This window comes from Pseudomonadota bacterium, from assembly GCA_040752895.1.
GTDB lineage: Bacteria > Pseudomonadota > Alphaproteobacteria.
The window spans coordinates 103576-114414 of the sequence record JBFMHN010000005.1; the positions used below are offsets into that span (position 1 = coordinate 103576).

Annotated in this window: 9 protein-coding genes; all 9 read left to right on the forward strand. The window is 67.7% G+C overall.

The window, feature by feature from the left end:
* Positions 1-38 precede the first annotated feature (38 nt).
* Positions 39-2528, forward strand: a complete 2490-nt coding sequence (locus AB1781_09765; protein ID MEW5704852.1) for a phage tail tape measure C-terminal domain-containing protein — start codon at positions 39-41, stop codon at positions 2526-2528.
* Positions 2529-2555: 27 nt separating this feature from the next.
* Positions 2556-3158, forward strand: a complete 603-nt coding sequence (locus tag AB1781_09770; protein ID MEW5704853.1) for a DUF2460 domain-containing protein — start codon at positions 2556-2558, stop codon at positions 3156-3158.
* Positions 3155-4216, forward strand: coding sequence for a DUF2163 domain-containing protein (locus AB1781_09775; protein MEW5704854.1), 1062 nt, complete (start codon positions 3155-3157; stop codon positions 4214-4216). Before AB1781_09770 ends, AB1781_09775 begins: the two co-directional genes overlap by 4 nt.
* Positions 4206-4670, forward strand: a complete 465-nt coding sequence (locus AB1781_09780) for an NlpC/P60 family protein (GenBank protein MEW5704855.1) — start codon at positions 4206-4208, stop codon at positions 4668-4670. The genes AB1781_09775 and AB1781_09780 overlap by 11 nt, the downstream gene beginning before the upstream one ends.
* Before the next feature lie 66 nt (positions 4671-4736).
* Positions 4737-8240, forward strand: coding sequence for a phage tail protein (locus AB1781_09785; GenBank protein ID MEW5704856.1), 3504 nt, complete (start codon positions 4737-4739; stop codon positions 8238-8240).
* Positions 8240-9520: a hypothetical protein gene (locus tag AB1781_09790; protein ID MEW5704857.1), complete on the forward strand. Its 1281-nt coding sequence runs from the start codon at positions 8240-8242 to the stop codon at positions 9518-9520. Before AB1781_09785 ends, AB1781_09790 begins: the two co-directional genes overlap by 1 nt.
* An 18-nt stretch (positions 9521-9538) precedes the next feature.
* Entirely contained in the window at positions 9539-9829 is a 291-nt protein-coding gene (locus AB1781_09795; protein ID MEW5704858.1) for a DUF6127 family protein, read from the forward strand.
* 74 nt (positions 9830-9903) lie between these two features.
* A complete protein-coding gene (locus tag AB1781_09800; GenBank protein ID MEW5704859.1) occupies positions 9904-10578 on the forward strand; it encodes a D-Ala-D-Ala carboxypeptidase family metallohydrolase in 675 nt (224 codons plus the stop codon).
* The gene (locus tag AB1781_09805) at positions 10575-10832 is read left to right on the forward strand and encodes a hypothetical protein (protein MEW5704860.1); all 258 of its coding nucleotides are present in this window, start codon (positions 10575-10577) and stop codon (positions 10830-10832) included. The genes AB1781_09800 and AB1781_09805 overlap by 4 nt, the downstream gene beginning before the upstream one ends.
* Positions 10833-10839 lie beyond the last annotated feature (7 nt).

Below are 10839 nucleotides of genomic sequence, written 5' to 3' on the forward strand. Positions count from 1 at the left end.
GGTGCGCGGGCTGAACGCGCAAATCAGGACTGATCAAGATGGCTGAGAAACGCGTCTCCGTTCGCCTTGCCGTGGTCGGAGGGCGCGAGGTCCGTGCTGAACTGCAGGGCATCGGCGATGCCGGCGAGCAAGGGTTTCGTCGGCTATCGCGGGAGATGGACGCTGCGAACAGCCGTGTCGCGGCCTTTTATCGGCGCGTGCAGATCGCGGCCGCCGCCGCAGCGACCGCCTTCGCCGCGGGCGCTGCGGCCATGATCCGCTCCGGCCTTCAGGTCGTTGACGCACAGGCCAAGCTCGCCCAGTCGCTCGGGACCACCGTCGAGAGCATTCAGGTTCTCGAACGAGCCGGCGAATTGGCCGGCGTGTCGATGTCCGGCATCGAGCAGGCGACCAAGGACCTCACCCGCCGCCTCAGCCAGGCGGCCGCCGGGACCGGTCCTGCCGTCGCGGCGCTCGAACGGCTCGGGCTCTCGGCCTCGGCCTTGCTTGCCCTGCCGCTAGATGAGCGTGTCGGTCGTATCAATCAGGCGATTGAAGACTTCGTGCCCGCGGCTGAGCGTGCAGCGGTCGCCGGGCAGCTGTTCGGGGAGGAAGGCAGCATCGCCATCTCCCGGATCGACACGGCGACCCTCCGGCAGGCGACACAGGACGTTCGCGATTTCGGCGTGGTCGTGTCCGAGCAGGACGCCGATCAGATCGAGCGGACGAACGATGCGATCTCTCGCCTTAGTCTGATCTGGCGCGGGCTGTCGAACCAACTCGCCGTTGCCGCCGCCCCGGCCCTCGAAGCCGTCGCCGACGCGCTGGCGGCGATCTCGCGCACCACCGGTCCGCTTGGTCAGGCGATCCGGCTCCTGTTCGACAACATCGGTCGCCTCGCCTCGATTGCCGCGGCCTTCGCCGCTTTCATCGCAGGGCGCTGGGTCGCCGGCATGGTTGTGGCCGCCGCCTCGGTGCGCGGCCTCGCCACCGCGCTGGTCTTTCTGCGCGGCGCGTTGATCCGAACCGGGATCGGCGCGCTCGTCGTTGCGGCGGGCGAACTGATCTACCAGTTCAGTCGCCTGGTGCAGGCGACCGGCGGCTTCGGCGCTGCGCTCGGCCTGCTGGGTGACGTGGCAGCCGAGGTCTGGGACAGGATCGGACTGCTGGCCGGCGTCCTGAAAGCGCGCATCGACGCCGCCTGGAGCGGCATTCAAGCGAGCATCGCCGACGCGCTGCAGGCGTCGCTCGAGGCCGTCGTCGCCTTCGGCAATCGCACCATCGGGACGTTTCAGGGCGCTTTCGATGCAATGGTCGTCATCTGGGGCAACCTGCCTCGGGCCATCGGCGATCTGACGATCCAAGCGGCGAACGCGCTGATCGCCGGGCTGGAGTCGATGCTGAACGGTGCGGTCGACGGCATCAACGCGCTCCTCGAAGGCGTCAATGCGGGTCTGGCGGCGATCGGCATCGAGCGGGCCATCGAGCTGGTGCCGGACGTCGATCTCGGCCGGATCGAGAACGAGTTTGCGGGTGCCGCGAGCCAGGCTGGCAACGCCGCGCGTGATGCCTTCGCCGCTGCGTTCGAGACGGACACCTTCGCGGCACCGGATTTCGGTCTGTCGGCTTTCGCCGAGGATGCGCGCGCTGCCGCCGACAGTGCGCGAGAGACGGCGACGGCGCTGGGAGAGCTGGCAGGCGCGCCCCTCGCGTCAATCGCGGCGCTCCGGGAGGCCATGGCGGGCGCGAACACCGAGATCGACAATGCGGCCGGGGCGACCGACCGCCTCGATGAAGCCTTCGCAGCCATCGGCGGCGCCGGGGGCGATGCCGCAGGAGACGGCGAGGGCTCGGCCGGTTCCGCCGCACGCGCCGCGGAAGCAAGCCGCGCCGCTGGTGAGGCGGCGGCAACGGCGGCCACGCAGGCGGCAACCGGCTGGGCGGCCGTTCGCGAGGAGCTGTCCCGCTATGCCAGCGAGGCGATGGACTGGGGCAAGGGTCTCGGCAGCGCTCTCACCAGCGCCTTTCGCAGCGCCGAGGACGCCATCGCCAGCTTCGTGACCGGCGGCAAGATCGACTTCAAGGCGCTCGCCGACAGCATCCTCGCCGACATCACCCGCATCGCGGTTCGTTCCGCGATCCTCGGGCCTCTAGCCAATGCACTTGGCGGAGGCAGCGGCGGACTGCTCGGCGGCTTGTTCGGCGGCGGAGGCGGGCTGTTTGCCGGCATCTTCCATCAAGGCGGCGTCGCCGGGGGGCCCGCTCAGCAGCGGCTCGTCCCGGCATTCGCTTTTGCGGGTGCGCCGCGCTTCCACGACGGCGGTCTCGCGGGGCTTCGTGCCGACGAGGTGCCCGCGATCCTGCAGCGTGGTGAGATGGTGCTGTCACGGGCTCAGCTCGCCGCGATCGGCGCCGCACGCGAAACCCGTCCACCGGTCAACGTGGTGATGAACATCTCCACCCCGGATGCTGGCAGCTTTCGCTACGCCCAGGGGCAGATCGCCGCCGACGCCGCCCGCGCCATGGAGCGGGCCCGACGTAATCTCTGAACTGGGCAATCTCTGACGGATCGACAGATGAGCGGCTTTCACGAAGTTCAGTTCCCGCCGGACATCTCCTACGGGGCGTCTGGCGGCCCCGGCTACTCGACCACCGTGGTGACGACGGTTTCGGGACACGAGCGGCGCAACGCGAACTGGGCCGCCGCGCGGGGCAAATGGAACGTGGCGCACGGCCTGAAGAAACGCGATCAGGTGGCCGCCCTCATCGCCTTCTTTCGCGCGCGACGCGGGCGAGCCTACGGCTTCCGCTTCAAGGACTGGACCGACTACCAGGCGCTGGCCCAGCTGATCGGGCAAGGCGACGGCGCGAGCAAGACGTTCCAGCTCGTGAAGACCTACGCCAGCGGCGGCGAGGTCGAGACCCGGGTCATCACCAAGCCCGTTCCCGGAACGGTGAAGATCTACCGCAACGGCGTCGAGGCGGTCTCTGGCTGGAGCGTCAACACGGCGACCGGGCTCGTGACCTTCACCGTCGCCCCCGCATCCGGCGTCCAAGTGACGGCGGACTTCGAGTTCGACGTGCCCGTCCGCTTCGACAGCGATCAGATGGACCTCACCATCGAAACCTATCAGCTCGGCAGTTGGGGCCAGATCCCGGTGCTGGAGATCAGACCATGAAATCGACTTCGGCAGCCCTCGCGGCGCACCTCGCCGGACCGGTGACGACACTCGCCACCTGCTGGCGCATCTCGCGCGTTGACGGCAAGGAGTTCTTCTTCACCGACCACGACCGGGATCTGTCGTTCGAGGGCAACGTCTACAAGGCGAGTTCCGGCTATTCGCGCACGGCCATTGCCAACGATGCGAGCCTGAGCGTCGACAATCTCGACGTCGAGGGCGTCTTCGACAGCGCGTCGATCACCGAGGAAGAGCTGCGCGCGGGTCTCTTCGACCAGGCCGAGGTGCGGATTTTCCTGGTCAACTGGGCGGACCCCGCCATGGGCGCTCTTCGGATGCGCCGCGGCTGGTTCGGCGAGGTCGTTCTGACCGAGCAGGGCATTTTCCGGACCGAACTGCGTGGCATGACCCAAGCGCTGCAGCAACGCGTCGGCGAACTCTACAGCCCCGAATGCCGCGCCGATCTCGGAGATCACCGCTGCAAGGTGCCGGTCAATCCGCCAGAAATCGCCCGGTCGACGGCGTACTCCGTCGGTGACGTGGTGCGCGTGCGTACGGGAATGGGAACCGGCTCGCAGATGTTCGAGAACCGCGTCTATCGGTGCGTGACCGATGGAACGACCGCATCCGAGCCACCGAGCTTCGACACCAATGTCGGCGCGCAAACCACCGATGGCGGTGCGGTGTTCGAGGCCGAGGAAGCCTGGAGCCGGTCGGGCATCGTGACGGCAGTCACCGACCGGGCCGTCTTCAACGCCACGCTCGATGAACCGCGAGCGGCCGACGGTTGGTTTGCTGGCGGCGTGCTGACCTGGGAGACCGGCGCCAATGCCGGTCGCTCCATCGAGGTCAAGGGCTGGACCCAAGGCAGCGGGCGGATCGAGCTGTTCCTGCCGATGGGATACGCGATCGAGCCCGGCGACGCCTTCCGCGTTCATCCCGGCTGCGACAAGCGGTTCGACACCTGCATCGACCGCTTCACCAACGTCCTGAACTTTCGAGGCGAACCCTACGTGCCGGGCCAGGACGCCATGATGAGTTATCCCGATGCACGCTGACCGCCCACCATCAGCGACCGCCACCGCGATCGGGGATCTGGCCGATGCGATCGTCGCCGAGGCCCGGACCTGGCTGGGTGTTCCCTGGCGACACCAGGGGCGAAGCCGCGCCGGTGTTGATTGCGCGGGGCTCGTGGTCCTTGTCGCGCGGGCGCTCGAACTCGCCGACCACGACAGCACGGCCTATGGGCGCCGCGCGCAGGGACAGGGCTTCGTCGAGCACTTTCGCGGGCACATGGACGGCATTGCTGTCACACAAGCGAAGCCCGGTGACGTCCTCGTCTTCGCTGATCAGGCTTATCCCTGCCATTGCGGCTTTCTGACGGAACGGCTCGGACGGCTGCATCTCCTGCACGCGCACGCCACGCGCAGGCAGGTGATCGAGGAACCCTATGTCGGCGAATGGCCGGCCAAGATCAAGTTCGCATTTCGCTTTCGCTCTCTCGGATCCTGACCTCGGGACTTTGTGTGTCGCGTTCTCGGACGCGAAACCGGTCCCCACTTTCGCTGAGAACGCTCAATGGCCATCCTCGTCGCAGTGGGCGGAGCCGCGCTCGGCTCCGCGGTCGGCCTCGGCTGGCAAGCCGGCTGGCTCGTCGGCTCGGTGGTCGGCAGCCTCTTGTTTCCCGCCAAGGGGCAGAACGTCACCACCGAGGGACCGCGCCTCGGTGACCTGACCGTCTCCTCGTCCGCCTATGGCGCAGCGATCGCCATCGGCTACGGCACCTTGCGCATGGCCGGCAACATGATCTGGTCCTCCGGCATTCGCGAGCAGCAGAACGTCACCCGGACCCGCTCGGGCGGCAAGGGCGGCGGCGGAGCCACCCAGACCTCGGTCACATATTCGTACTTCGCGTCCTTCGCCCTCAGCTTCGGCGAAGGGCCGGCCGAGGACGTGCTTCGGATCTGGGCGGACGGCAAACTCATCTACGACAAGACCGGCGCAAGCCCCGACGTCGCCAAACCCGATCTCAAGTTCCGGTTCCATTCCGGGGCGGAGGATCAGCTGGCCGATCCGCTGATCGAAACGCACGTCGGCGCAGGCCGTGCGCCCGCCCATCGGGGTCTCGCCACCATCGTCTTCGAAGATCTGGCGCTCGCGGACTTCGGCAACCGCATCCCCAACATCACGGCTGAGATCACCTACCAGCGGGCGGCTCAGCAGCCCTACCAGCTGCTCGATTTCATCACGACGGGCGAAGGCGGATATTTCGGCACCTACCAGATCGACGATCTGGCCGTCGATTGGCGCCGCGGATACGGCTACTTCCTGGACAGCGACGTCAACGCCGCCGAGGCCGGGATCCGCCGCTTCAGCCTGCGGACCATGAAAGAAGACCACCAGGCGCGGATGACGGACATCACGGCCGTCGCGCCGAACAACTTCCCGAGCACGCTGTTCTGTGGCGAGGACGGTCACCTCTATGTCGTGACCGGATCGAGCAACTCACGCCCGATCCTGCGCATCGAACCGAATGCCCTCAAGGAAGTCGGCCGCTTCGGCTCCACCAGCAACGGCCTGACCAACTCGACCCTGCGGTTCGTCGCCACGACGTGGATGGGGATGCTTTCAGCCTACGGCCCCTCTGGCCGCGTCGACTTCGTTCTCACCGGATCGCTCTTCGACGATGTCGGACTCATCCGTGCCGACACCATGGGCTATGTCTGGGGCGCCGGGCAGAGCGTCACCGAACCTCGCGTTCGGGGCGTCATTGGTGGTGAGGTCGGCGAAGGCTTCGGGGATGGCTGGATCCTCGGCAGCGGGACGAGCACGAACCATGGAAGCCTCGGCCTCTATCGCCTGCGGGTCTCCGCGCTGGCAGAGTACGACGGCCTCACCGGCCAATCCCTCGGCGTCACCTTCGAGAAGGTTGCCACCTTCTCGCCGTCGGATGTCGAGAGCGGCGCCACCGGCTTCTACGGCAGCGCGGGCGGGCTCACCTATGACGCGACCGACGACAGCGTCATCTTTCAGGCGCGCATCTCGAACGGGGGATCGCCCGGCGCCATCTATACGCTGAAATGGCGCAGCGACACCGGTATCGTCTGGAAGACGGTCGTTCCGATCCAGATCAACTACGAAGGGCCCTACTACGGTCAGTGCCGCCTGCGCGGGCAGCGTTGGACGCTGATGCGGGGCACGCGCGTCATCCAGCTGGACACCGCCACAGGCGCTCTCGTTCTCAATGAGATCTGGCCGGGTGCGGTCAGCGAAGGCGGTGCTCAGGTTTACGATGCCGTCACCGACACGCATCTGGTCCGCGGCAGCCAGGGCTGGGCGAAGCTCTTCCTCAATCGCGGCGGCGGTGGTGGAGAGACGCTCTCCGGCATCGTCTCCGACCTTTGCGCCCGTGCCGGCCTTGGTCTGTCCGACATAGACGTCGCCGATCTCGGGGCGACGGTTCCCGGCTATGTCATCGGGCGGCAGACCACCGTGCGGGGCGCCATCGAGCCGCTGGCACAGGCCTATTTCTTCGACGCTGCGGAAAGCGACGATGCGCTGCGGTTCCGGACGCGGGGACGACCGCCCGCCGCGACCATCGACGCGGATCTTCTGCTGCCGCTGGATGAGCGGACCGGCGAAAGCTGGCGTGAGCGTCGCACGCAAGAGGTCGAGCTGCCGGAACGCGTCAGCGTCGTCTACATGGATCGCGGCGCCGACTACCAGCAGGGCACGCAGAGCGAAAAACGCACATCCCTGCCGCTGCCGACCATGCATTCGCGCAACCAGTCCAGCGTAGAGCTAGCCCTTGCGCTGGACGCGACGACGGCCAAGCAGATCGCCGCCAAGACGCTCTACAGCGCATGGATCGAACGCAGCGCGTACGAAGCAGAACTACCGGCCGACTGGCTGCGCCTCGATCCGACCGATGTCGTGGACGTGCTCTTCGAGTCGGGCTCGACCTTCCGGACCCGCATCACCCGTCTCGATGTCGGGGCCGATTTCTCGCTCGCGGTGAAGGGAGTCTCTGAAGCTGCCGCCACCTACGTCTCCAACGTGGCTGCCGATGGCGGCTCCGGAAAACCGGTACAGCTCGTCGGCAGTCAGGCCGCGACGCGGCTGATCCTGCCGGACCTTCCGCTGCTGCGCGATACCGATGACACCGGCGGGTCGGGGTCGCGGATCTATTACCTCATGGGCGGCTTTGGAGGCCCGGGCTGGCCCGGTGCCTCTCTCTACCGGAGCGCCGACGGCACGGCGTGGGCTCAGGTGGGGCGATCCCTGAGCGAGGCGGCCTGGGGCGCCACGGCGACCCCCCTTGGCACGCCCACGTCCCCGTTCGCGACCGATGAGACGAACAGCCTCACGGTGTTCATGACCACCGGCGGTGAACGGCTGGAGAGCGTCACACAGGACTCGATGCTCAGCGGCGCCAACGCGGCCCTCGTCCTCAAGGCCAACGGCGAGCCCGAGATCATCCAGTTCCGCGACGTGACGCTGAACCCGGACGGCTCATACACCCTGTCCGGGCTTTTGCGCGGCCGACGTGGCTCTGATGTCTTCGTGGAGGGGCACGAGGCCGGCGAGTTGTTTGTCCTCCTCGACCCCGACGATGTCGAGACCATGGTCACATCGCTCGGCGATCTCGATCTACCCCGGTCCTGGAGAGCGGTCGGCTTCGGCACGATCTTCGAGGATGCCGAGACGCTGGTCGTCAGTCACTCAGGGAATGACCTCAAGCCCTACGCGCCTTGGAACGTGCAGGCGGCTCTGACCGGGAATCCGGTCAACATCAGTCTCTCCTGGGTCCGGCGGACCCGGATCGGTGGCGAGTTGAAGGACGGCACCGGCCTCGTGCCGATCGGCGAGACCTCCGAGGTCTACGAGGTCGACATCCTCTCCGCCCCGGGCGGAGTGGTGAAGCGGACGCTCACCGCGACGAGCCCGAGCGTCGTCTACGCCAATGCCGACATCCTCGCCGACTTCGGTGCGGTCCCGTCGTCCCTGACCGTCGCCGTCTTCCAGATCAGCGCCGTCGCGGGCCGCGGCTTCCCGCGCACCGTCACTTTGGAGATCAACTGATGCCCAGCCCCAATCTGGCCGTGACCCATGTCGCGGCCGCCCAGAACCAGAAAGAGGTCACGATCAACGACGCGGTCGATGCCCTCGACAACGCCATGAACCGGGCACTGTCGGTGGCGATGGCCGACGCCAACCTGACGCTGACTGGCACCCAAGCCAACCGGAACGGCCTCATCATCCTCACCGGTACGCTGACGGCATCGCGGACCCTGACGCTGCCCGCCAATCACCGGCGGCTCGCAATCCGAAACGCGTGCCAAGGCGGCCATGACGTCCGTGCCAAATATGCAGGCTCCGGCGCGGAGGTCGTCATCGCCCCTAGCGCGACGGTGCTGGTTCAAGGCAATGGCGGCGATCTCTACGGGGTGGGCGGCGGCGCTGGCGCGCTGGGTGATCTCACCGACGTTTCCATCGCCGGCGCCGCCAATGGCGACGTGCTCCAGTTCGATGGAGCCGCGTGGGGCGCCACAGGTGTCGCCATCTTCAACCGCGCTCTGCTGCCCTTCCGGGGCGCGCTGCTGCGACGCTCGACCAATTTCAGCGTCGCGACGACCGGCGTTTACGTCGCCGTGCCATGGCAAAGCGTCGAGTACGACAGCGACGCATTCTGGGATGCGGGCCAGCCCTCCCGCCTGACCATTCCCGCCGGGGTGACGAAGGTCCGGATCGTGGGCAACATCGAGTGGCAGACCTCGCCGACCAGTCAGCTGGTCGAGGTGCGCAAGAACGGAAACAGCGTGCCGGGCGGCGGCGCCGTCATCGTCCGCGGCGACAGCGGCTACTCCAACCAGATGCGCAATCTGTCGAGCGCCGTCCTGCCGGTGTCGGCGGGTGATTGGTTCGAGCTGGCCGTCTATGTCGGCACGGCCGGGGAGCTGCGCGGCCTCGAGCGCACGTGGCTGGCGATCGAGGTTGTCGAGACTGCGGATGCGGCCGATCCCCCGGCCGACATCAGCGGCTACAAGGCCGGGCAGCCGGCCGCGGACGAGGTGATCGTGCGGGTGCCGGTGGCGCGACGCACCCGGCTGAAGATTGATCTTGCCGGTAGCCATGCCAGCGCCGAGGCGGCGGCAACCGCCCAGACGGACTTCGACATTCGGGTCGATGGCGTGAGCAGCGCCGCCATGCGCTTCGCCGCCGCCAGCACGAGCGGCACCTTCATCGCCGCCAGCGAAACCGTGCTGGAGCCCGGCCAGGTGCTCAGCGTGGTCGCGCCTTCGACGCCCGACGCCACGCTCGCCGGGATCGGGTTCACGCTGGCCGGCTCGCTTGTCCTCTGATCACTCCCGAATTGCGTCATGGACAAGGAACCAGACAGCGGGGCGCTGATCGCGCTGCCGGCCGCCGAGTTTGAAGCCCTGCTGGAGCGGGCGGCCGAGACGGGTGCGCGGCGCGCCCTGCATGAGGTCGGTCTCGATGGCCAGGATGCCGCCGAGGACATCCGCGATCTTCGCTCGTTGCTCGCGGGTTTCCGCCTCGCGAAACAGACGGCCGTACAGACCGCCGTGCGGCTGATCACCACCGGCGTCCTGCTCGCCCTGATGGCCGGCATTGCTATCAAGCTGAAGCTCTTCGGGCCGACGCCTTAACCCATCCGCCCGACTTATCAGACCATCGCCCGCCCTCGCCGAGGAGCGGGCTTTTTTGCGCCTGGAGACCTGCGATGACGACCATGACCTACAAACACTGGCGCGACATGCCCGAGCGTTCGTGGCGCTGGAAGGATTTCTCCCCCGCGGAGATCGCCTGCCGGGGCAGCGGCTCCCTGCGGATCAACGAGGAGGCGCTCGACAAGCTCCAGGCGCTGCGCGACCGGCTTGGCAAGCCGCTCATCGTCCGTTCGGCCTACCGCAGTCCGGCACATAACCGCGCTGTAGGCGGCGCGCCGCGCTCGAAGCACATGGACGGCACGGCCTTCGACATCGCCATGGCCAACCACGATCCGGTCGCTTTCGAGGCTGCCGCCCGAGCCGTCGGCTTCCTCGGCTTCGGCTACTATCCGCGCTCGGGCTTCATGCACATCGATCTCGGCCCGGCTCGGCAATGGGGCGAGCGTTTCCCGGTGCGGGCGACGGCGTTCGCCGCGGAAACGGCGCCCGTGCGGGAGGTCTTGGCCGACAGTCGCACGATGAAGGGCAGCGGCGCAGCAGGCGTGGCGACGCTTGGCGCCGCTGGCGTCGAGGTGGCGCAGAACGTCCTGGCGGAGACCCAGACCGCGATCCTGCCGCTCGTGCCCTATCTCGACACCTTGCGCTGGGTGTTCATCGCCGTGGCGCTCGCGGGCCTTGCCGTGACGATCTACGCCCGCATCGACGACTGGAAGCGGGGGCGTCGATGATCGCCGCTCTGCTCACCGGGATCGCCGCCAGCCCGTGGGCCCGTGTCGCGCTGCGATACGGCGCGCTCGCCCTCACCGTCCTCCTGTTCCTGCTGTCGATCCGCCGCGCCGGCGAGCGCGCCGGGCGTTTGGCGGAACGTCTCGAAACCATGGAGAACGCCAATGACGTGCAGCGCCAGATGCTGGATGCCGCGGCTCGCCGCCCTCGCGATCGCGGCGAGCTTGCTGAGCGGATGCGCGACGGGCGTTTCTGAGCCGAGC

Excerpts from the sequence above, each read along its gene's own strand:
- AB1781_09765 (MEW5704852.1), top strand. The coding sequence starts at position 39 with ATGGCTGAGAAACGCGTCTCCGTTCGCCTTGCCGTGGTCGGAGGGCGC.
- AB1781_09770 (MEW5704853.1), top strand. The coding sequence starts at position 2,556 with ATGAGCGGCTTTCACGAAGTTCAGTTCCCGCCGGACATCTCCTACGGG.
- AB1781_09775 (MEW5704854.1), top strand. The coding sequence starts at position 3,155 with ATGAAATCGACTTCGGCAGCCCTCGCGGCGCACCTCGCCGGACCGGTG.
- AB1781_09780 (MEW5704855.1), top strand. The coding sequence starts at position 4,206 with ATGCACGCTGACCGCCCACCATCAGCGACCGCCACCGCGATCGGGGAT.
- AB1781_09785 (MEW5704856.1), top strand. The coding sequence starts at position 4,737 with ATGGCCATCCTCGTCGCAGTGGGCGGAGCCGCGCTCGGCTCCGCGGTC.
- AB1781_09790 (MEW5704857.1), top strand. The coding sequence starts at position 8,240 with ATGCCCAGCCCCAATCTGGCCGTGACCCATGTCGCGGCCGCCCAGAAC.
- AB1781_09795 (MEW5704858.1), top strand. The coding sequence starts at position 9,539 with ATGGACAAGGAACCAGACAGCGGGGCGCTGATCGCGCTGCCGGCCGCC.
- AB1781_09800 (MEW5704859.1), top strand. The coding sequence starts at position 9,904 with ATGACGACCATGACCTACAAACACTGGCGCGACATGCCCGAGCGTTCG.
- AB1781_09805 (MEW5704860.1), top strand. The coding sequence starts at position 10,575 with ATGATCGCCGCTCTGCTCACCGGGATCGCCGCCAGCCCGTGGGCCCGT.